Source organism: Arenibaculum pallidiluteum (genome assembly GCF_017355985.1).
GTDB lineage: Bacteria > Pseudomonadota > Alphaproteobacteria > Azospirillales > Azospirillaceae > Arenibaculum > Arenibaculum pallidiluteum.
On record NZ_JAFIQU010000005.1, the window covers coordinates 223,905 to 243,324 of the forward strand.

Genomic DNA, 19,420 nt, shown 5'->3' on the forward strand with positions numbered 1-19,420 from the left:
CTTACAATCAATCGGTATTTAGATTTAAGCCGCAAAATACTTTTTATTTTGGTGAAAGCGTGAGTATAAGCTCTTGGCTATCCTGCCTGGCCGCGCGGTTGACGCGATTGCCGCCGAGCGTCGAGAATCGGCCAGTGACCGTTTCTCGATCGATATGGAAGAATTCCGAGGCTATCTCGACAACCCTTTTGCCACTTAGGCCGTTAGATGCGTTGCCTGCGGGGAACGTCACCACGGCACGGGCCCCCTTCGAGCTAATAGCTTGGAGTAGATCGCGAAGCGCGGAGGCGGCCTTCGACTTGATGCTGAAGTTGGATATCGGCCGCTGCTCGAGTGGCGGATACCGACCGGCCCCGGAAACGGGGACCCGGGTGCCGGACGCGATTGTTTCAAGAACATGGTAGAACCGGCTGTAATGAACTGCCGAATATGGCGGATCTATGAAAGCTAGATCACCCTCCATGAGCTTTTTCGCAACAGCTAAGGCGTCGTCAACAGACGCTTGTCCTTTTCTTTTTGCTGCGATCCGGCCAATTTCATTGAACTCCGTCATCACAGTCGTAACTACATCTTTCGACCAGCAAGTCAGCAGGAATTCACCAGCGGTACAAGTTGGCTGAAAGGGCTGAGCGGTGTGTCCTGGGGCGGCGGCGCATCGGCTTCCTGTACCGATGAGGGCAGCCAATGCGACCACTTTGGCTTCGTGCCTTTGCGGAAGCGTAGCCCGCAAAGCATCAAGCCAAATGGCTTGTTGCGGGCTGAAGTAGTAGCCGCCATAGGCCATCTCAATCGGGCCAGCTCCCGACTCACTACAAAGTTCTCTGCATTGACCAACGACGTCCATAAGTGCACGCTTTCTAAGCGCCTCTTGGAGCTCTTTGGCTGCTGTTAGACGCTCATTCTCGTTCACCCGTGCGCGAGCTCGGCCAATCCACGCCTCTAGCGTTTTGGGATCGTTGACGACGACATCGCGGCAGATAACTGATGCAGCTAATGCTACAGCGAATTTCTGCAGGTCGCTGGCGAGTACGTCCACGTCCCAACGAGTTGCCGCGAATGCTGCCACAGCACCCGAGCCGGTAAAAAGGTCGATAAATCGCCGCGCCTTTGGAACTTCGGCTGCCAACGCCTCGCCTAGTCCATTGGTGAGCATGTATCTCTTCGAGCCCATATACTTCATGAGCAGAGGCTCCAAAGCGCGATTCGCTCGGCCTCGAAGATCCTGGGAAGTCCATTGGGCACGGCTGAAGCCCAATCCTCACGCGTGAGCGGAACGGGAGCGCGGGAGCGAGCGTCCAGAGCATCATCCATTGCTTGGCGGACATCGTCCCAAAGCCCGACCATGGGAACGGGTGGTCCTCCAACGTTCCAGAGCCCAATGTCCAAGCCAAAGGGGCTGTACCAAAAGATCAGGTCAGCCCCTCCATTCACCCCTGCATCGAAGAAAGCCTTAGTGACTACCGCGGTAGCTGTGCGCAGTAAGAGCGCGGCGCGAGATAGCATTTCTGTCGGGTGTGGCGTTGCGCTTACCGTTAATGCCTTCGTGATGATCGCATGATCGGCGGGAGCATCGGCTCTTGTGATAAATCGCTCGCTCACCGCCTGCTGAACCGCGGGATCAAGTAAGGCATGACGTTGCCGGAGATCCTTGGCTTTGCCTGCTCCTGGGGTAACGTGGCGGATAATATTATACTGCTCCTCGGCCATTAGTCGGAATAGATATCTGTCTAGTGTCAGGAAAGGATCGCCGGGATCGGGCTCAAACAGGCTCCAGAAGTCCTCTAGGAATGTAAGAGTGTCGTCGGCGCTGCAAGGAATTGGGTTTAACCCTTGCGGATTATAGCTCGAGTTGTTCCGAGCGTGTCGTTCCTCATCGGCTTTCTGCAGGTCGATACCCCACGCAAGGACAAGATCTTTACCTGCTGGGCGACCGTGAGTCCCGGGCCACATTGCCTTCAAGCAGTCGTCGAGGTTTACGTTTCGGATAGAGACTGCTTCGCCCAGCTGTCCTGCTGCGTTTGGTCCCGCTACCCATTCCTGGATCGCGAGCCACACCATATCATGGGTCCCGCGTGGTCCATTTTTATCATCTGCTAGAGTGATCGTGCCTGTGTGGTCGACAACACAGTTCCAGGATCCGAAAACGCCGATACCCATCGTCGAAAGAATAGACTGGGCAGCCCGGAGCTCCGCATAATATGCAAAATGTCTGGCTGCATGCGTGTCGCCGGCGACCAGACTGGCCAAGCCTCGCGCGAGGAAAGCCCACCCATCAATGCAATGATTTGGACCGGTGGCGGCCAACAGCTCAACGATGGCCGCGTGGTCCGCAGCATTGATCGTTCTGATATTTCGGGGCGGAATACCATCTGGAAAAGGATGCCCTGACCGTAGCCATCTACCGGCCGCCCCGGTTTGCAGCTGGGACAGAACGTTGACGATCGGGCCGCGGCTTGCCTGGCCTAGCACGCGCTTCTGAAGCGCCGTAAGTTGCTTCGCCATCGACGAGTCTCAGCGCCTAGCGTCGCGAATCAACTTTGCCCATCGCCCCAGTTGCCCGGGTTGCTGCGCTAGGTCCTTCATGAGCTCGTCTCGAAGGGCCGCATAGCCGCCACTGCCGCGAAAGGCTCGCTTCCTTAGCTTCTCCTCGTCATTTAGGCCTGGGGCATCTGCCGATCGCCAGTCATATCCTGCAACGGCCGCAGTAACATCCTTCATAAAGCTGGCGAACGGCTGACGCTCTAGACTTCGCAGCGCCTGCTGGATTTCCTGGTCGCCTGTGACAGACCCTCTGTCTTCATCAGTTTCCCAACTGGCGAGCCCGAGTTCGTCCGCAAAATTAAAGAAAAGGTCGTTTGTTACGATGAGAAAGCCTCGCACTCCCTGTTCCTGATTGAGCATGGTTTGCGGTCCGGCGAACGCGGCGTCTGTCGCCTCATCGAGCGCCAGCCCACTCTGCCGTTGATCCGGCCGCCGCAGCGATACCGCCCATTGCAAGTTCGAAGTCCTGACTTCCTGACGAAGAAGCCTCCATAGATGGATCAAAAAGGCGGCCTGCTGAGGTCGGGTCCACGGAAGCGGTCCGCCAAGACCGGCCAAACTACAGCCGAATAGGCCTCGGGTGCCCCGTGCCTGGCCAGCGGCGAGGTAGGTGCTCGAAAGGGACCGAATCCACCCGGCCTGCGACACCGCACGGGGCCCACGCTCCCCGAGCATGTTGATTCGATTACGCCACGGGCTCTCAGCGTGCCTGTACAGAAACTCGGTTAACTCCTGCGCGCGGGCTTCCCGGTATACGTTGCTCTCAGCAAACTTTTCAAGCCAGTCTTGCGAGCGCAGTAGTGGGTAGAGATCAAATGCGTGGCTCGGATTGATCTTCTTTGGTGAAATATTAATTGACCAAAATAAATAAGCTTGCCAACCGAGGTCTAACCCTTTAAATCCGACAACGGGTAGCTCGAAGTCTCCAGGTAAATCCTCTTCGCCGAATGCATAGAGCCGATGCTGTCCATCAATGACTTCAAGCGGTGGAAGCCCGGAGGGGGACCAGTCAGCTCCCGAGAAATTCTTGGGCAAATTAAGGGAAACGGTGTCGTTGCTTTCGGAGATCTCAATCAGGTCATGCCGTTGCACGCGTTGTCCGCGACGAGTGTCGTCCGCAGTTAGGATGTTAACGACAATGGCGGTAGGCAACCAGCCGGGTTTTCGAAGGTCCTCAGAGTTGAACCTGCTACGACGCGACGCGCTCATTTCCGAGTAGGGATAGCCGAATCGCACAAAGTCGCGAATCTGTTGTGACCGCTCTTTGTCGTGTCCGCGTTGGATGCCGGTTGCAACGCCATCTTCACGCTGGCGCCGAAAGACCCCGCTCAAGGCACGAAGTTGGGCGGCTGGCATGGAAAATAAGTAGATGTACGGCGGAGGGCGCCGACGCAATTCTTGCGGGTCGAAACTGAGATCGTCCCAGTCTTTAATCCATTGCTTGAAGCGCAATGCTTGTACGGTGTGAGGCGGTGCCACAACGTCCCCCTTAGTGAGCCCTGGCCTGCGTCATTCGATGGTGGTAACGGCGGGCGCGGCCACACTATCGATACCCTTCGCCGATGTCATTCCCTGACATCGCTCATCCACAGATGATGTCGCTCTGTGGGCCAAACCCCACAGAGGGCCATCCAGGCGATCTACGCCGAGCGATTGTGTTTCAATTTGGATCTTTGCCAGGGTGAGGCGGATGCGATCACGACACCCAGGTTTTTGAGGAGATCCGCAAGCACGTGGTGCACGTAACCCTCTTCGGATGTCACGCTGCCATTCTCCTTTCCCTTGTGGACTTGCCGGGGAGGACGCTCGCCCGTGCGAGCGCATTGCGCTGTATACCGAGCTTCTGGCCATCGGCCGATGACCCGGGCGTGATCCATCAACAACGATTCCGCCAATCGCGCGCTGCCTCGCGGCTGACGATCAGCTTCCGGCCGACTTCCTTGCAGCGGGGCCCAGTCCGCTCGTGCGGCTCTAGCCTGCGGCCGAGCTCGCGCTCCCGCGCCTGGTCGGCCCAGCGCAGCTTGAAGAATGTGCTCCGGCTGATGTTGTGGGCGGCGCAGAAGCCGGCCACGTCATAGGCCGCCGGCTCGGCATCGGGGTCCTGCGCCGGCTCGGCGGCTTCGGCAGGAGCGGGCGGCGGCTCCAGCGCAGCCGTCAGAGCGGCCAAGGCGGCTTGGACGTCGACGACCGGCGCCGGCGCGGGGGCTTTCTCTTTCACGGCCAGTTCTCCAGCATGGCGCCTACGGCCCAGTCGAGATCCTCGACCGTGCCGGTATTCCGCAGCACCGCGTCGGCCTGGATCAGATGCATCTCGGCCTCGCTGGCATGGCCGCCCACGTCCAGGTGGTGCCCGGGTCGCTCGACCCGCCACGCCACACCGCCGAGCATGCGGACGCCGCCGGCCTCGTTCAGGAAGCGGCAGTCGTCGACCACGATCAGCCCCTCGGCCGCGCGTTGCATCCAGGCACGGACCCAGAGGTTCGGGTCGATCAGCTGCCGGCCCCATTCGGTCCCCAAGGTCTGCATCGCGCGCCGGGGCGTGACGCCGCCGAGAAGGTCGCACGGCATCTCCTTCAGCCCGCCGTCGGTGTGCTCCTCGGTCAGTCCCAGGGCGTGCATCATGGACTTCAGGGGCCCGGCGAAGCGCTCGCGGCGGTAGCCGCGGCGCGCCAGGCAGGTTGCAACGGTGCTCTTGCCGGAGCCGGCGAGGCCCGTCACGGCGATGATGCGGGGTGCGGTCATGCGCGGGCCCGCAGGAAGTCGGCGAATGCCTCGGCCGTCTTCACGATCCGAGCCGGGTCGCCGGTGAAGTTGATCTTGCGGTAGTGGTTCACGGCGAGGGTCAGCGCACGTTCGCGGATCCGGGCTTCGTCGGAAGCAGCGTCGAGCGCATTGGAGAGTTCGCGGTCAGCGGGGCTGGTGGCGTTCATCGGGAGGCCTCGCGCGGAGAGGCGGCTGGCTCGCGCCGGCCGCGCTGGTGTCAGGGGAAGATGTCGTCCATGCCGAGGGCGGCGCAGTAGAGGCGGAGCAGCTCGGCCTCCTCCTGCACGTCTTCCTTGGCGCGGCGGCGGAGCGCCAGGACTCGGCGGAGCACCTTCGCGTCGAAGCCGGTGCCCTTGGCCTCGGCGAAGATGTCCCTCCGATCGTCCTGCAGCCCCTTGATCTCCTCGTCGAGGCGCTCGATGCGCTCGACGAAGGACCTCAGGCGATCGCCGGCGATACCGCCGACGTCGCCCGAGTTGTGGCCGATGCCGCTCACGACAGCAGGTCGGCCAGATCGCCGCCGGCCGTGCCTTCGACCGGGGCGAAGTCGTCCTTCGCGCTAGCCGCGCCGCCACCGCCGAGCCGCTCGCCCGGCTTGACCAGCTGCAGGTTCTCCAGCTTCAGGCTGACGCCGAATCCGTCGGAGCGGTCGAAGGCCTGGGCGCAGAGGGTCGCGTAGAAGTAGCAGCCGGAGTGGACGGCGTTGGACGGGATGACCTCGTAGACCTCGTTCTTCTCGTCCACGAGGGTCTTGCCGTCGGCATCGACGATCGGGCGAACCAGCTTGTCGACCAGCCCGGGCCGGCGCTGCTTCGTCGACAGCTTGAAGGTGATCTGCCCGGGCTCGAAGCCGGCGTAGAGCTCGCCTTCCCGGTTCGCCATCTCGCGGCCGTCCTTGATCGGGTTCTTGAACTTGGCGTGCCCGACCATGGCGGCGGCCTTGTCGCCCCAGAGCTTCTTGGCGGCTTCGGCGATGGCGCCCTTGATCGCCGAGATGTCGGCGCCCTTCTCGAGGATGGTTGTGACGCTCCAGACCTTGGACACTGTGCCGTCGTCGTTCTTCACGTCCTCGGGCTCGAAGACGCGGACGAACGCGCCGCGGAACAGTGGGGTGCGGACCTTGGCGGAATACTCGTAGCGATCGGCCATGGTGGCTCCTGTCGATCAGGGGATTGCGGTGAAGTCGGTGGCAGCGGCCGACGTGATCGCCGGCCGGGGATCGGCCTCGCGGGCCAGCGTGGGCCGGCCAGGGGGGCGCGAGACGAGGGTGGCCAGCGGGCGCATCGCGGCCTTGCCCAGCAGCTTCTCCGCCTGGGTCGGGCTGATCAGCTTCCGGACGTAGATGTCTGCGTCCGACAGCCCGGCGCCGGCGAGGGCGGCCGCGGCGCAGGCCTCGTCGACCCAGTCGCGATTGCCCTGCCGTCCCTCGACCAGCTTCCAGCCAGGGACGGGCTCCCCCGCCGCGACCTTGTTCTGGACGTAGGCGCGGACCGACCGAAGCCACGCCTCGATGCCGTCGGCCGCGTCGAGGACGCGGCCGAGCTGCTCGATCGACAGCATTTCCGGGGCAGGGGGGACAGTGATGGTGTCGCCCACCGCCTCGAAGTCAGCCTGCGCGACTTCCATCAGCTGGCGTCGCTGGGCCGGGCAGATCGGCGAGGCGTCGCAGAACCGGCAGTGCTCCCCGACGGCCAGGGGCGCGTCCAGCTCCTGGGTGCGCCGAGCCGCGTCGAGCAGGTCCGCCGACCATTCGATGAGCTCGAACGGCGTGGCCGTGTCCCGACGGACCGGGCCCTCGCGGTGCTGCGCCCGCGGCTGGACGATCACGATCTCGACATCGGAGACCACGAGATCGCGCGGTAGCGACAGGGTGGCGCCGAGGGCGTAGTAGCGGCCCTGCGGGTTGCCCCGCGCCTCGACCGCCACGCCCTGACCGTGCTTGTAGTCGACCACGACCAACCGCCGCGCGGCCGGCTTGTAGACGACCAGGTCGGCCGTGCCGAACATCGGTGCCGGCGCGTCGAGGTCCCCGAGGTCGAACCGGTGCTCCACGAAGACCATGTCGCCGGGTTCGATCAGGGCCCGGGCGAAGTCGACGTAGACCTGCACCGCCTCGACCATCTCGGCCGTGACTGTGATCCCCTGGTACTCGGCGCCCAGGAAAATCGACGGCGAGACGTTGTCGACCAGGCATCCCTGGGCGACCTCATGGGCAACCGTGCCCTCGCGGGCGTAGCCAGTCTCTGTCGAGGGCACCGTCTGCAGCAGGGCCACGCTGCCGGGGCAGGCGATCCAGCGGTAGGCGCCGGAGGCGCCCAGGCTGGCGTGAGCCCTTTGGGAGAGGACGGTCATGCCGCCACCCCCTGGCGAGAGGCTCCACCGGCCGCAAGGTGGGCACGCCACCAACTCGCAAGCTGGGTTCGGTTCCGGACCTGGGTGCGGCCCAGGATCGACTTGACGTGCACCTTGACCGTCGCCTCGGCGATACCGAGTTCGCGCCCAATTTCCTTGTTCGAGCAGCCGGCGTGGATCATCTCGACGATCTGCTGCATCCGCGTCGACAAGGGCACGTCCTTGAAGTCGGCCGCGCGCACGTCGAGCATTGCCACCAGTTCGGTCCGGCTGCGGGCGCCCATCCGCTGCAGGATCTCACGGATCCGGAGCTTCACCGTGGATTCCGGCAACCCGACCTGGCCGGCGATCTGCGGATTGGTCAGCCCCTTCGCCGCGAGCTGCATGATGGCGCGCAGCGACGGCGAAAGGTGCTCGACCTCGGGATGCGGCGCCATCAGGCACCCGCCTCGGCGACGACCGCGGCGTAGTGCTCCACCTTCAGCTCGGCGAAGCGCTTCGCCCCGAATTTGCCGAGGAGGTCAGCGAGGGCGATCGGCCCCTTCGACTTGGCGAAGGCCTGCAGCGCCGTCAGCACCTCCTCGGGCGTGTAGGTCCTCTGAGCCTGCGCGGTGCCGCCGAGCAGCTCGTCGACCGGATCGGCCTTGGGCGCCAGCCGATCACGCTGCCGGCCGGCCTCGGCCAGCACGGTCTGCAGCAGGTCCTGGTCGAACTGGGCGCGTGTCGCGGCGTTTGCCTCCAGGAAGGCGTCGACATCCGCGACCGTCGTCAGCTTGCCGAGGTCGTGGATCATGACCTGGGCGGCGTCGGTGGCGTAGCGGTAGCCGGCGCGGCGAGAGCCGTCGGGGTTGAAGACGACGAAGTCCTCGGCGCCCGGCTCGGCGGGGGTCTCCGTCTTGGCGGCCGGAGGCGTCTCGGCCTGCTCAGCCTTGGCCGGCCGGCCGCGCCGGCGACGGGTCTCCTCGACCTCGGGTCCGTTCTCGCCGACCAGCCGCACCCCACCGGCATCCGAACCGACCGCTAGGGCCACCGGAGCCGTCGCCGCGCCGCTCAGCGCGCCCAGCGCCGCGAAGATCGCCGGGAGCTTGCCAACGTCCGCGGGATCGGCAATCTTGATGTTCAGTTCGATCACTGATGCACCTTCTTCGCTACGGCCGGCTGCAACCGGCCTGGTTGACGACAGCCTCCGGACTGCAATCCAGGTGCTGTCGGGTTCGTCGGGCAGTGGGTCGGCGATGCCGTCCACCGCGATCAGGGCTTCGCCGATGACGTGCAGTGCGTCTGCGCGCTCATCGGCCCCCGGATTTCCTCTCAGCCAGTCCGCGAAGGCCGCCGCTGCCGGCAATGCCTCCCGGATCCGCGCCATGTCCTCTTTCTTGGCCGCGCGGTAATGCAGGCTGAGCTTGTCCTTCTCGCCGAGGCGCTTCGCCTTGGCCTCGCTCACGACAGCAGGTCCTCGACCCGCGGGCCGCGCTGGCGCCGGCCCCAAAGCGCGAGCAGGGCGGCCTCGGCCCGGCCTGCGGCCTGTTCCAGGTTGCAGTGGCCGCGGCGGATGGCCCACTGGTCGGCGTGGGCCGGCAGGAGTTCCGTCGCGCGGCCGATCGCCTGCTTCTTGTCGGCCGGGACGCGGAGGGCCCGCTTCCATTCCGCCGGCGTGGGGCGCGTGACCGGCACGAGCAGGCCCGCCAGCAGGCCGCGGATCTGGCCGTAGGTCATGCCGAAGCGGAACATGCTGACGGCGCCCTGATTGGGCATCGCGCCGACCTGCTCAAGGAATGCTTCGGCAGGCCCGGTTACGTGCTCCGCGATCAGCCGACGCAGCGCGACTGGGTCGACCTCGTTGCGCCCCTTCTTGCCGCCAGACATGGCGACTAGCGGCAGGTCGAAGACGCGCAGCTCGTCGGTCGGCAGGAAGAACGCGACGGCGCCGGACAGGCCGGGGTCGATGCCGATGGCGATCATCTCGCAGGGCCTCCGCCGCGGACGCGCTCGGCTCGGAGCAGAATGATTAGCCCCGCCGACAGGGCCTCGCGCGGCACCCCGATGGCTTCGGCCATGCGACTCGGCGGTTCCTCCTGATCGACGCCGCGCGAGACGCGCGCGAGCATTTCAGGAGTCCAGTTGATACGCCGATCATCCTTGCGGAGTGGAATGTCTCGAATGCCGACTGCGCCGTTTGTCAGCTCATGGATCGCCCAGATCAGGCAGCCGTCCGCTCTGGCCTTGCCGTGACGGATCCGATTGATGGTGGGCTGGGATGACCCGACCATCTTCGCGAATGTGGCTTCTGACATGCCGGATTGGGTGAGCCATTCATCGAGCGTCATGGTCACTACCACTACCGAAAAGCGGATACGATTGGAAGCCGATTTAATCAATTCCGCTGTTGCAAGCGGAATGACGGTGTGGGATACAGTGACCCATGAGCAAGCTACGCGAAGCGCGAACCGCCGCCGGGTTGAGCCAGGAAAGACTGGCCGAGCTCGCCGGAACGTCGCAGGGGACGATCAACAAGCTTGAGCTAGGCAAGATGCGGCTGACGCTGGATTACGCAGTGCGGCTTGCTCCGCATCTCGGCGTGCATCCAGACTCACTCCTGATGGAGGTGCCGCTCATACCGGATGAGCCGACGGCACGCCTGCAGAGCATGCTGCGCCCGCCTGGCCGAGCGATGGCAGCGGTTGTGCCGCGAAGCGCTGGTCTTTTTCCTGAGCTTGGTCCTGTCCCTGCGCCCGCGACGACGACCTCGCAAAAGTCACTTCCAGTAATGTCGGCTGCTCGCGGCGGCGTTGATCAGGAGATGTTTCTGGAAGATGGTCCCATCGACTGGGTAGCTATGCCGGACTATCTTAAGAACGCTCGCGACCCCTACGCCATTTATGTTGTTGGCGATTCGATGATGCCTCGCTTCCGCCCGGCGCAATTGCTTCACGTGAACCCGCACAAGCCAGCGCAGCCAGGCATCGGCGTTGTGGTGCGCAAGAAGAACAATGCGGTGTTGATCAAGGAGTTCGTGCGGATAGTGCCCGAAGGTGTGGTGGTCAAGGAGTACCAGCCCGAGATGCGGGAGTTTATGGTCTCAGCCGACGAGGTGGCGAGTGTCCACACGGTGGTTGGCCTGCAGGAGCCCGCCTAAATCCGCTTATTCAGCATGTTTCAACGTGAATAATATTCCGAGTGCAACAGCAAGAATAATCCAATCGGATTGACCGCCGCAAGTTAGCCGGAATACCGTCCATTGCGTCGCCCCGACAGCGACGCATCCCGACCAACGGGGGAATGGACGATGAAATCCTTGATCCGACAGATCGACCAGGCCGAGCGCGAATACCGCGACGGCATGGCCCGTATCGCCGAGCGCCTGAGCGAGCTCGGCCTCACCGACATCAACGCCGAGCGTGCCCTGATCGTGATCCGGCTCGGCGACCGCCGCATGAGCGTCGGCGAGATCGAGGCGCGCGGCATCTACCGCGGCACCAACGTCAGCTACAACCTGCAGCGGCTGGTCGATGACGGCTACGTGACCCGCTCGCAGGGCTCGCGTGACCGCCGCGTCTGCGAGGTCGCGATCACCGACAAGGCCCGGCGCCTGATCGCTGCGCTGGTCGGTGCGGAAGTGGAGGCCGCGTGATGCAGCGCCGCCTCTCCCTCCGGAACGCCGCCGTCGTCTACTGGCGCAGCTCGTCGGCGCTTCGCGGCCCGCGCGCCAACGCCGACGCGGCCGCCATCGCCCAGATCAACATGATCGACCTGGCGAGCCAGCTGCAGCACTCCCACCCGGGCATTGCCGCGCGGGCCCGCCGCACGGTGGACAGCCTCGGCCTCGCCCCGATCCTCGGGAGGTCGGCATGAAGCGCGCGCTCAGCGACTTCGAGCGGGAGCTCCTGTCGCACCAGGACGACCTGCTGCGCTTCGCCCGCAGGCTCACCGGCCGCCGCGGCGGCGCCGAAGACCTTCGACAGGACACGCTGGTCCTCGCTCTCGCCAGCCGCGAATCGTTCATGCCCGGCACCGTCATGCGGGCGTGGCTCTTCACGATCATGCGGAACATCTGGGTCAATCAGGCGCGCCGAGACCGGGTTGACGCCGTCGAGGATGGTGTTCTGCACACTCTCATGCCACAGCAGCTGCCGAACCAGGAGCGGCGCCTGGAGCTGAGGGACGTGAACCGCGCGCTGAAGGCTCTCCCGGCCGGCATGCACGAGGCCATCGGCCTCTGCGCCTTTCACGGCCTGCCCTACAAGGTGGCGGCTCGGGCAGCGAAGCCCCCGACGAGTGAAGGCACCATCAAGTCCCGGCTGAGCCGCGGACGCGATGCGCTCCGCCTCGCCCTCGAGCCGGCGTGAGGGCCCCGCCATGTCCTTCTGGTACGTGGGCTCGCCCTACTCGAAGTATCCCGCCGGCCTCGACGAGGCCTTCCGCGCGATCTGCCGCGTCACCGGTCGCCTGCTAACCGCCGGCGCCCCGGTCTTCTCGCCGATCGCCCACTCGCACCCGATCTCGGTCCTCGCCGGCATCGACCCGCTCAGCCATGAGTTCTGGCTGCCCGCGGACGCGCCGCTGATGGCCGCGGCCAAGGGGCTGATCGTCGTCCGCATGGCGACCTGGGAGGAGGCTTCGGTCTCGCCTGCGAGATCGACACCTTTAGCAAGGCGGGCAAGCCGATCGTCTACATGGACCCGGATGGGCCGGTCCCGGCCGAGGTGCTGACGTGACCCAGCACCTCCACATCGACTTCGAGACGCGCAGCACCGTCGACCTGCGCAAGACCGGCGTCTATCCCTATGCCCAGCACCCGACGACCGACGTCTGGGTCACCTGCTGGGCGCTCGGGGACGGCCCGATCCAGGCCTGGTACCCGGGGCAGCCGGTCCCCGCAGAACTGATCACCCATGTCGAGGCCGGTGGGGAGCTCTGGAGCCACAACGCGCAATTCGAGCGGGTCATGTGGCGGGAGATCCTGACACCGCGCTACGGCTGGCCGCTCCCGCGTCTCGACCAATGGCATTGCACGGCCGCCATGGCCGCGTCGATGTCGCTGCCGCGGGACCTGGACGGCGCCGCCCGCGTGCTCGGCCTGGACGTTCGCAAGGATAAGGAAGGCGCCGCGCTCATGATGCGGATGGCGCGGCCGCGCAAGGTCGGCGCAGACGGCTCGCTGACCTGGTGGGACGAGCCCGACCGCATTCGCCGCCTGACCGAATACTGCGCCCGCGACGTGGAGGTGGAGCGCGCCCTGGTGGGGCGGCTCCGTCCCCTCAGCCCGACCGAGCGCCAGATCTATCTGCTGGACCAGCGCATCAACGACCGCGGCATTGCGCTCGATCTCGACCTGATCCAGGCCGCCCAGGGCGTCGCCGACCGCGCCGTGCTCCGGCTGAACGAGAACCTGCGCCAGATCACGAAGGGCAGGGTAACCGCGGCCACCAAGGCTGCCGAGCTGACCCGGTGGCTGCAGGAGCAGGGCGTCGAGACCGACAGCGTCGCCAAGGCGGCTGTGCGCTCCATGCTGGCCGGTGGCGACGTGACGGGCGCCGCGCGTGCCGCCATCGAGATCCGCGGCGAGGCTGCCAAGAGCTCCACGGCCAAGCTGAAGGCGATGCTGCTGGCCGCCTGCGAGGACGGGCGGGTCCGCGGTCTGCTCCTCTACCACGGCGCCGGCACGGGCCGCTGGTCCGGCAAGCTCGTGCAGCCCCAGAACTTCCCGCGCGGCACGGTCGAAATGGTCGAGCACGCCATCGACCTCATCCTCGCCGGCGACATCGATACGCTCGAGATCCTCTACGCGCCGGCGCTGGACGTCGTGTCGTCGCTGCTGCGAGGCTGCATGGTGGCAGCCGACGGCCACGAGTTCGTCTGCGCCGACTTCTCGAACATCGAGGGCCGGGTGAATGCGTGGCTCGCGGGCGAGGCCTGGAAGGTGGCCGCCTTCCGAGCCTATGACGCCGGTACCGGTCCCGACCTCTACAAGCTGGCCTACAGCCGGTCCTTCGACGTGCCCGTCGCGGAGATCACCAAGGACCAGCGGCAGATCGGCAAGGTCCAGGAGCTGGCGCTCGGCTACCAGGGCGGGGTAGGGGCCTTCCAGTCCATGGCGGCGCTCTATGGGATCGCGATCTCCGACAAGGAGGCCGACAACATCAAGAAGGCGTGGCGCGAGGCGCACCCGGCGATCGTGCAGCTGTGGCGAGATCTCGAGGACGGAGCCTTCCGCGCGGTGATCCGGCCCGGCGAGCTCGTCGAGGTCGCCCGCGGCCGGATCAAGTTCCGGGTAAAGGGTGGCTTCCTGTGGATGATCCTGCCGAGCGGGCGGCCGCTGGCCTACGCCTCTCCTTCAATCAAGCCGAAGGAGATGCCTTGGACCGAAGAGGTCTGGGTTCGCGCCGACGAGGTGAAGCCGCATTGGAAGGTGCTGGAGACGGCCCGCAACGGTGACGTTCTGGTCGAACGCCCGGTGGTCAAGGACAGCGTCTGCTACTGGGGCGTCGACAGCCGCACCCGGCAGTGGGGGCCGCAATTCGGCTACGGCGGGCTCTGGTGCGAGAACGCGATCCAGGCGATCGCGCGAGACCTGATGGCGGAGTCGATGCTCCGCCTCGAGGCCGCGGGCTACCCGATCCTGCTGACGGTGCACGACGAGGAGCTGGCCGAGGTGCCGGCCGGGTTCGGCTCAGTCGAGGAGTTCGAGCGGATCATGACTCAGCTGCCGCGGTGGGCCGAAGGGTGCCCAATCGCGGCCGAGGGCTGGAGGGGGAGGAGATACCGGAAATGACGCACGATCCTGCCCTGGTCGCCCGCCTCTGCGCGGCCGCCTACCGCGCCGCCGCACGCCGCACCGAGCCCGGCCGCAAGCTGACCGAGGCCGAGATCGTCGAGAAGGCGGTCCCGTTCTACGGCAACACCGTCCGGGCCGTGCTGGATGCTCTCGCCGCCGAGCAGTCCACTCCGGTGCCGAGCGTGGAGGACCTTCTGTCGTGATGAGGCGTCTTTACTCAGCGAGGGCGTCAATTAAATCAATGGACAAGTCACGCATTCGGGTCAATAATTTTAATGTTAAGTCAATCATGAATTCTAATTCATTCGGATCGTTATTGGAAAAGCGGCGGGCTTCTGTCTCCAGTCGTTTGAACGCCAATATGATCTGCCCGTGGAACTCCCTAAAAGTGAAAATATGTTCTATGATATCCAAGGATAGGAGGCCTATATCTTCCCATCCAGAATATAATGCGGGGAGTGGGTCTAGAGATGCCGACTCAATAAAGTCAAGAGTTCTTCCGGGATTTTTGCGTAGTTCCGGAATGGTATTTGACATTTCTATCCATGCGCTGAGTTCTCGCCTCGCTTCGTATGAAATTGCCAGCTTGAGCGCTTTTGATCTTCGTTCAAGAGCCTCAGATACGAGAGCTCGATCGTGAGCAAGGCGTCGCTCATCTTGAGTCGATTGAGCGGAAATCTGCTCTTTTACGGCATTGAATTGAAGCTCTGCAGCTCTGATCGCTGCTCTGGCTTGTTGGTTCGCCGCTTCCAAGGTTGCGGCCTCAATCCGACGTGTCTGAGAAATCAATGCGTTTGCACCAATAAGGGCCGCAATAACTGCCAAGCCGCCTCCAATCAAGCTCTGCCATGGATAAATGTTCCACCAGAAGCCCTTTCCAAACAGAGTGGATACAGGGCTTGGTGGTGTATCCAGAGCGCTTGCGATCGAGTTGAGTGCGCCAACGATGTCATCCGGGCGGGAGGGTTCTGGAACGGGCTGAGCGTACATTATGGAGTAAATCACCCCGCCCAACGTGGCCAATATGCCGGCGGTGGTGATGAGGGTGGTCATCTTCATCCCTTGAGCATGAATGACGTCGCCAGTTCCGGCAACCAGCGCGTGCGCGGGAAAAGCCAGCGAGTTTCCACATGCCGGGTCTCATACTTTGTCTCACAAGCGTGACCGGGGAGTGCGTTCCGTGACCACCTTCCGCCGCTGGTTCGACGCCGGCTTCACCGACATCATTCCGATCGTCCCGCCGGGCGCGCCGCTGAGCCCGAACACGAAGATCCGGCCGACCGATCGCGGCAAGGTGCCCGGCGCGAAGGGCATCCACGGCTGGCACAGCTTCGACTGGCGCAGCCACGTCACCGTGCCGGCCCACTGCGGCCGCTGGCACGCGATGGGCGCATCGATCGGCCTCAAGGGCGACCGCTTCCCAGGCGTCGACCTGGACATCACCGATGCCGGCTTGGCCGAGGTGATCCTGAAGCTGGCGCTCGACACGCTGGGCCCGGCGCCGGTCCGTACCGGCCGCGCCCCCAAGCAGCTGCTGCCGTACCGTTTGGCCGGAGATGAACCGGTCGGCCTGATGCGGATGTGGTTCAGGGCACTCGACGACCGGGATCACCTTGTCGAGATTCGCGGCGCCGGTCAGCAGTACGTGATCGACGGCATCCACCCGGCAACTGGGCTGCCCTATACCTGGGACCGGCGGCCGGCATCGCCCGACGAGCTGACGCCGGTAACGAAGGCCGACCTCGAGCGCTTCCTGGCCGAGGCCGCCAGCGTCCTAGAGATGCTCGGCTGCGAGCGCATCGAGCGCGAGGACAGCACGGGCGCCGAGCGGGCCAACGTCGACCAGGCGCAGCTTGTGGGCGATGCCGACGCTGTCGCGGAGGCCGTCGAGGCCCTGCCGAACACGAGCGACCTGTTCCCGGGCCGCACCGACTACCTTCGCGTCGGCTACGCCATCAAGGCGGCCCTGCCGGACCAGCCGGAGCGCGCCCGCGAGCTCTGGGTCGACTGGGCGATGCGGTGGGAGGGCAACGACCGCTTCCCTCATGGCAACGAACTGGAGGCCGTCGAAGCCGACTGGGAGCGGATGCGCCCGCCCTTCGGCGTCGGGGCGCAGTTCCTGTTCGACCACGCCGCGCGGCATGGCGGCTTCAACTCGGCTGCGGTGGACTTCGATCCGGTCTCAGAGGAGCCGCGGCTTGAGGACCTGATCGGGCCCAAGCCGGCTGACGACCAGGAGCCCCGGACCTTCGCCCCCAGGCCGAAGCGGCTGCCCGAGGGCTTCAGCCCGAAAACCCTGCCGCCGCGGCCCTGGGTGCTCGGCCACCGCTTCATGCGCGGCGTTGTCACTGGCGGCATCGGCGCGCCGGGCGGCGGCAAGTCCACCATGGGCCTGCTGTCCGGGCTGTCGATCGTCACCGGCCGGGAGCTCACCGGCGAGCGGGTCCACGTCCGCGGGCGCGTCTGGATCCACAACCATGAGGACGACGAGACCGAGATCCTGCGGCGCCTCGCCGGCATGTGCCTGCACTACGGGATCGACTTCGACGAGATCCGCGATGGCTTCCTGTTCAGCTCGGGCGTCGTCCAGCGGCTACGCGTCGCGGTCAAGGATGGCGACCAAGTGAAGCAGACCCGGGCCGTGGCCGAGATCATCGACACAATCCGCGCGGAGGGCATTGTCTACATGGGCGTCGACCCCTTCGTGTCGACCCATGACGGCGTGTCGGAGAACAGCAACGACGAGATCGAGAAGGTCATTTCGGCCTTCCGCCACATCGCCCAGCAGACCGGCTGCGCCATCGACCTCGTCCACCACTCCGTCAAGAACCACTCGGGCAACACGGAGGCCCGCGCCGGCGACATGAACGCGGCCCGCGGCGCCTCGGCCCTGATCGGCGCGATCCGCATTGCCTACACGCTGGCGCCGATGTCGGAGAAGTCGGCGGATGAAATGGGACTCGATCCGGCAAGAGCGGCCACGCTGGTGCGCCTGGACATGGCGAAGGGCAACTACAGCGGCCGGGTCTTCGAGCCGCGCTGGTTCGAAATGGTGAGCGTACTGATCGGGAACGATCCAGACGGCACCGACGACCTAACTAGTGAGCCTGACACCGTCGGTGTGCCCGTGATCTACGATATGCGATCGGCCTTGGCAGCAGCCGGCGAGAAGCGCGAGGAGACCAACGCGCAGGAGATCTACGCCGACGCCATCGCCATTGCCGGCGCGTTCGCCAGCGGCCGGCAGAGCATCCCGCAGGGCGAGCTGGCGGCGTCCATGGCCGGCGTCTGGAACTGCGGCAAGTCGTCTGCTGAGACGCGCATCCGCGACGCTGCTCTCGACGCGGACGAGGGCAAGCGGCGCCTCGTGACCATCCACGGCCGAGATTTTCACCTCTATCGGCGGCGCGCCGAGGGCCGGAAGAACGGGCCGGTCACCGTGTACCTGGTCCCCTCTTTCGACGGCTTCGAGCCGATCCGCGAGGCTGCCGAATGACGAGGCCGGAGGTGCTTCAAAAAGCACCCGTTGAAGCTCTGAAGCAAGGGGATTTCAACGACTTAGCGAGTGCTTCAACAAGGTCAGCGTTGCTGCCCTACTTGAACCCCGCAGAAATCCTCAGCTTCAGAGCTTCAAAGTGCTTCACCCCCTACGGGGGACGCGTCCGCCTTGAAGCTCCCTGTCCCCCTGGGGCCTGAACCCCCGTCGCTGAAGCAGGCGACGGGGTAACGAGGTGAGCTCCGTCACGAGATCGAATTCGAGGTCTGAACCATGGGCAAGCCGAACAAGAACCGGAAGCGATCCAAGCCGAGCGCGGTCAACCTGCTGGCCGTGCTGCAGGGCGGCAAGGTCTCCGACCAGGACCGCCTCGCCATCGCCGAGCAGCTGACCCCCGCCGACTATCGCCGGCAGCACGGGGCCATGCCGAGCGATGTCGGCAGCGGGCTCGCGCTCTGGGGCCGGGCGAAGATCTCGCTGCCGGCTGGCGAACGCGTCTGGTACCGGCCGCGCATCGACAACCCCGGCCGGGTGCGCTGGACCGAGGAGGCCGTCCGAGACCGCTTGGCCGACGCAGTCCGGGTTCTTCGGATGCTGCCGTTCCCGCGGCACGGCGCGCCGGCCGAGATCCGGGCCGCACATCCCGAGATCGTCAAGACTCGGGCCGAGCGGTTCGCCGAGGCGATCGAAGGGCAGGGCGCGGTGACGGTCCGGCGCCCGCTGCCGACCCCCGCCGAGCTGCGCATGCTCGACGAGACGCTGCCGTGGATCTACGCCGTCACTGACGCCGAGATGCGCCTGGCGCTGGTGTTTCGGCTGATGGGCATGAGCCTGCGGAAGGTGGCGGAGATCGTGACGGAGAAGCGCAAGGCAAGGTCGTTCGAGGCCGCCGGTGTGAGCTACGAGACCATCCGCCGTTGGGAAGCGGAGGCATTGTCCGCAATCCGGCGATCACTCCTTCAATGCTTGCTATCTGATGGGGCGCCACTTCGCCGCGCGTGACAAAAAGCGCTTTGTCAAGTACCCCTGTATGCCATGGTCGAGAGACTTGCGCCCGGCACCTATCGCAGCCCCGGGCGCTGTCGCTTCAGGCCCTCAGCCCGGCTCAGCGCAGCGACGGGGCTCACGGCCGAACAGGCTCTCCACCGGCGTAATCTTTCACTCCGAGGACAAGGGCGGCCATCGCAAGGCGGACTGTCTTCGGGATCTCGACGGGCTCGCGTTCACGGTCCATCCGATAGCCTCGCTCGTAGAGCGCGACAGTCGATGTCCCGAGGCCGAGGGCTTCGCCAAGTTCAGCTTGGGTCAGTCTGAGGCGCTTGCGGGTTTCGCGGAACTCTTGAGGCGTCATGGCGTTTTGAGCTAGCTTGTTATCCGGTTGTGGAGGCGGGGGATCGCACCCCCCGCCTCCGGTCCGCTAGAGCTTCAAGGTGACCCTAATCACCCATCGGCCGATGCGGACTTCAACCGAGACCTCCAAGTAGCTCACCTCC

General features: G+C 65.0%; 24 protein-coding genes. 9 read left to right on the plus strand and 15 right to left on the minus strand.

The window, feature by feature from the left end:
- Nucleotides 1-43: 43 nt before the first annotated feature.
- The 13 genes from JUB13_RS12970 to JUB13_RS13030 all read right to left on the minus strand — a co-directional run bounded on the left by JUB13_RS12970 (nt 44) and on the right by JUB13_RS13030 (nt 9,983).
- Nucleotides 44-1,180 carry a DNA adenine methylase gene (locus JUB13_RS12970; protein ID WP_207479507.1) on the minus strand — a complete coding sequence of 379 codons (1,137 nt, stop codon included), beginning with the start codon at nt 1,178-1,180 and terminating at the stop codon, nt 44-46.
- Nucleotides 1,177-2,502, minus strand: a complete 1,326-nt coding sequence (locus JUB13_RS12975; protein ID WP_207479508.1) for a hypothetical protein — start codon at nt 2,500-2,502, stop codon at nt 1,177-1,179. The genes JUB13_RS12970 and JUB13_RS12975 overlap by 4 nt, the downstream gene beginning before the upstream one ends.
- Before the next feature lie 9 nt (nt 2,503-2,511).
- Complete coding sequence (locus JUB13_RS12980) at nt 2,512-4,020, minus strand: DGQHR domain-containing protein (RefSeq protein WP_207479510.1); 1,509 nt, start codon at nt 4,018-4,020, stop codon at nt 2,512-2,514.
- A gap of 397 nt (nt 4,021-4,417) precedes the next feature.
- Complete coding sequence (locus JUB13_RS12985; protein ID WP_207479512.1) at nt 4,418-4,759, minus strand: hypothetical protein; 342 nt, start codon at nt 4,757-4,759, stop codon at nt 4,418-4,420.
- Nucleotides 4,756-5,283, minus strand: a complete 528-nt coding sequence (locus tag JUB13_RS12990) for a deoxynucleotide monophosphate kinase family protein (RefSeq protein WP_207479514.1) — start codon at nt 5,281-5,283, stop codon at nt 4,756-4,758. The genes JUB13_RS12985 and JUB13_RS12990 overlap by 4 nt, the downstream gene beginning before the upstream one ends.
- A complete protein-coding gene (locus JUB13_RS12995; protein WP_207479516.1) occupies nt 5,280-5,471 on the minus strand; it encodes a hypothetical protein in 192 nt (63 codons plus the stop codon). Before JUB13_RS12995 ends, JUB13_RS12990 begins: the two co-directional genes overlap by 4 nt.
- A 50-nt stretch (nt 5,472-5,521) precedes the next feature.
- Nucleotides 5,522-5,800 (minus strand): DUF2312 domain-containing protein, encoded by a 279-nt coding sequence (locus JUB13_RS13000; protein WP_328702931.1) that lies wholly within the window; start codon nt 5,798-5,800, stop codon nt 5,522-5,524.
- Nucleotides 5,797-6,453 carry an ssDNA-binding protein gene (locus tag JUB13_RS13005; RefSeq protein ID WP_207479518.1) on the minus strand — a complete coding sequence of 219 codons (657 nt, stop codon included), beginning with the start codon at nt 6,451-6,453 and terminating at the stop codon, nt 5,797-5,799. Before JUB13_RS13005 ends, JUB13_RS13000 begins: the two co-directional genes overlap by 4 nt.
- Before the next feature lie 15 nt (nt 6,454-6,468).
- Nucleotides 6,469-7,656, minus strand: a complete 1,188-nt coding sequence (locus tag JUB13_RS13010) for a DUF2800 domain-containing protein (RefSeq protein ID WP_207479520.1) — start codon at nt 7,654-7,656, stop codon at nt 6,469-6,471.
- The gene (locus JUB13_RS13015; protein ID WP_207479522.1) at nt 7,653-8,093 is read right to left on the minus strand and encodes a LuxR C-terminal-related transcriptional regulator; all 441 of its coding nucleotides are present in this window, start codon (nt 8,091-8,093) and stop codon (nt 7,653-7,655) included. The genes JUB13_RS13010 and JUB13_RS13015 overlap by 4 nt, the downstream gene beginning before the upstream one ends.
- Nucleotides 8,093-9,100: a hypothetical protein gene (locus JUB13_RS13020; protein ID WP_207479523.1), complete on the minus strand. Its 1,008-nt coding sequence runs from the start codon at nt 9,098-9,100 to the stop codon at nt 8,093-8,095. The genes JUB13_RS13015 and JUB13_RS13020 overlap by 1 nt, the downstream gene beginning before the upstream one ends.
- Nucleotides 9,097-9,618 carry a RuvC family protein gene (locus tag JUB13_RS13025; protein WP_207479525.1) on the minus strand — a complete coding sequence of 174 codons (522 nt, stop codon included), beginning with the start codon at nt 9,616-9,618 and terminating at the stop codon, nt 9,097-9,099. Before JUB13_RS13025 ends, JUB13_RS13020 begins: the two co-directional genes overlap by 4 nt.
- Nucleotides 9,615-9,983 (minus strand): helix-turn-helix domain-containing protein, encoded by a 369-nt coding sequence (locus JUB13_RS13030; protein ID WP_207479527.1) that lies wholly within the window; start codon nt 9,981-9,983, stop codon nt 9,615-9,617. The genes JUB13_RS13025 and JUB13_RS13030 overlap by 4 nt, the downstream gene beginning before the upstream one ends.
- Before the next feature lie 95 nt (nt 9,984-10,078).
- On the opposite strand from JUB13_RS13030, the gene JUB13_RS13035 reads away from it, so the two are divergent.
- The 7 genes from JUB13_RS13035 (at nt 10,079) to JUB13_RS13065 (ending at nt 14,634) form a co-directional block, all read left to right on the plus strand.
- Complete coding sequence (locus tag JUB13_RS13035; protein WP_207479529.1) at nt 10,079-10,792, plus strand: LexA family transcriptional regulator; 714 nt, start codon at nt 10,079-10,081, stop codon at nt 10,790-10,792.
- A 150-nt stretch (nt 10,793-10,942) separates the two neighbouring features.
- The gene (locus tag JUB13_RS13040) at nt 10,943-11,287 is read left to right on the plus strand and encodes a MarR family transcriptional regulator (protein ID WP_207479531.1); all 345 of its coding nucleotides are present in this window, start codon (nt 10,943-10,945) and stop codon (nt 11,285-11,287) included.
- Nucleotides 11,287-11,508 carry a hypothetical protein gene (locus JUB13_RS13045; RefSeq protein WP_207479533.1) on the plus strand — a complete coding sequence of 74 codons (222 nt, stop codon included), beginning with the start codon at nt 11,287-11,289 and terminating at the stop codon, nt 11,506-11,508. Before JUB13_RS13040 ends, JUB13_RS13045 begins: the two co-directional genes overlap by 1 nt.
- Nucleotides 11,505-12,002, plus strand: a complete 498-nt coding sequence (locus JUB13_RS13050) for a sigma-70 family RNA polymerase sigma factor (RefSeq protein ID WP_207479535.1) — start codon at nt 11,505-11,507, stop codon at nt 12,000-12,002. Before JUB13_RS13045 ends, JUB13_RS13050 begins: the two co-directional genes overlap by 4 nt.
- A gap of 10 nt (nt 12,003-12,012) precedes the next feature.
- Nucleotides 12,013-12,366: a DUF1937 family protein gene (locus JUB13_RS13055; protein WP_207479537.1), complete on the plus strand. Its 354-nt coding sequence runs from the start codon at nt 12,013-12,015 to the stop codon at nt 12,364-12,366.
- Between the two features lies 1 nt (nt 12,367).
- Nucleotides 12,368-14,428 (plus strand): DNA polymerase, encoded by a 2,061-nt coding sequence (locus tag JUB13_RS32020; protein ID WP_207479539.1) that lies wholly within the window; start codon nt 12,368-12,370, stop codon nt 14,426-14,428.
- Complete coding sequence (locus JUB13_RS13065; RefSeq protein ID WP_207479541.1) at nt 14,425-14,634, plus strand: hypothetical protein; 210 nt, start codon at nt 14,425-14,427, stop codon at nt 14,632-14,634. The genes JUB13_RS32020 and JUB13_RS13065 overlap by 4 nt, the downstream gene beginning before the upstream one ends.
- Nucleotides 14,635-14,644: 10 nt before the next feature.
- On the opposite strand, the gene JUB13_RS13070 is transcribed toward JUB13_RS13065, so the two are convergent.
- Complete coding sequence (locus tag JUB13_RS13070) at nt 14,645-15,484, minus strand: hypothetical protein (RefSeq protein ID WP_207479543.1); 840 nt, start codon at nt 15,482-15,484, stop codon at nt 14,645-14,647.
- Nucleotides 15,485-15,611: 127 nt separating this feature from the next.
- Between JUB13_RS13070 and JUB13_RS32025 the strand changes: the two genes are divergently transcribed.
- A complete protein-coding gene (locus tag JUB13_RS32025) occupies nt 15,612-17,927 on the plus strand; it encodes an AAA family ATPase (protein WP_207479544.1) in 2,316 nt (771 codons plus the stop codon).
- A gap of 273 nt (nt 17,928-18,200) precedes the next feature.
- On the plus strand, nt 18,201-18,929 hold the full coding sequence (locus JUB13_RS13080) for a hypothetical protein (RefSeq protein ID WP_207479546.1): 729 nt from the start codon (nt 18,201-18,203) through the stop codon (nt 18,927-18,929).
- 121 nt (nt 18,930-19,050) lie between these two features.
- Here JUB13_RS13080 and JUB13_RS13085 read toward each other — a convergent pair whose 3' ends face one another.
- Nucleotides 19,051-19,278 (minus strand): helix-turn-helix domain-containing protein, encoded by a 228-nt coding sequence (locus JUB13_RS13085; RefSeq protein WP_207479548.1) that lies wholly within the window; start codon nt 19,276-19,278, stop codon nt 19,051-19,053.
- Between the last annotated feature and the right edge of the window lie 142 nt (nt 19,279-19,420).

Coding starts and splice junctions, on each gene's coding strand:
- JUB13_RS12970 (WP_207479507.1), bottom strand. CDS start 1,180: ATGAAGTATATGGGCTCGAAGAGATACATGCTCACCAATGGACTAGGC.
- JUB13_RS12975 (WP_207479508.1), bottom strand. CDS start 2,502: ATGGCGAAGCAACTTACGGCGCTTCAGAAGCGCGTGCTAGGCCAGGCA.
- JUB13_RS12990 (WP_207479514.1), bottom strand. CDS start 5,283: ATGACCGCACCCCGCATCATCGCCGTGACGGGCCTCGCCGGCTCCGGC.
- JUB13_RS12995 (WP_207479516.1), bottom strand. CDS start 5,471: ATGAACGCCACCAGCCCCGCTGACCGCGAACTCTCCAATGCGCTCGAC.
- JUB13_RS13005 (WP_207479518.1), bottom strand. CDS start 6,453: ATGGCCGATCGCTACGAGTATTCCGCCAAGGTCCGCACCCCACTGTTC.
- JUB13_RS13010 (WP_207479520.1), bottom strand. CDS start 7,656: ATGACCGTCCTCTCCCAAAGGGCTCACGCCAGCCTGGGCGCCTCCGGC.
- JUB13_RS13015 (WP_207479522.1), bottom strand. CDS start 8,093: ATGGCGCCGCATCCCGAGGTCGAGCACCTTTCGCCGTCGCTGCGCGCC.
- JUB13_RS13025 (WP_207479525.1), bottom strand. CDS start 9,618: ATGATCGCCATCGGCATCGACCCCGGCCTGTCCGGCGCCGTCGCGTTC.
- JUB13_RS13030 (WP_207479527.1), bottom strand. CDS start 9,983: ATGACGCTCGATGAATGGCTCACCCAATCCGGCATGTCAGAAGCCACA.
- JUB13_RS13035 (WP_207479529.1), top strand. CDS start 10,079: ATGAGCAAGCTACGCGAAGCGCGAACCGCCGCCGGGTTGAGCCAGGAA.
- JUB13_RS13040 (WP_207479531.1), top strand. CDS start 10,943: ATGAAATCCTTGATCCGACAGATCGACCAGGCCGAGCGCGAATACCGC.
- JUB13_RS13045 (WP_207479533.1), top strand. CDS start 11,287: ATGCAGCGCCGCCTCTCCCTCCGGAACGCCGCCGTCGTCTACTGGCGC.
- JUB13_RS13050 (WP_207479535.1), top strand. CDS start 11,505: ATGAAGCGCGCGCTCAGCGACTTCGAGCGGGAGCTCCTGTCGCACCAG.
- JUB13_RS13055 (WP_207479537.1), top strand. CDS start 12,013: ATGTCCTTCTGGTACGTGGGCTCGCCCTACTCGAAGTATCCCGCCGGC.
- JUB13_RS13065 (WP_207479541.1), top strand. CDS start 14,425: ATGACGCACGATCCTGCCCTGGTCGCCCGCCTCTGCGCGGCCGCCTAC.
- JUB13_RS13070 (WP_207479543.1), bottom strand. CDS start 15,484: ATGACCACCCTCATCACCACCGCCGGCATATTGGCCACGTTGGGCGGG.
- JUB13_RS13080 (WP_207479546.1), top strand. CDS start 18,201: ATGGGCAAGCCGAACAAGAACCGGAAGCGATCCAAGCCGAGCGCGGTC.
- JUB13_RS13085 (WP_207479548.1), bottom strand. CDS start 19,278: ATGACGCCTCAAGAGTTCCGCGAAACCCGCAAGCGCCTCAGACTGACC.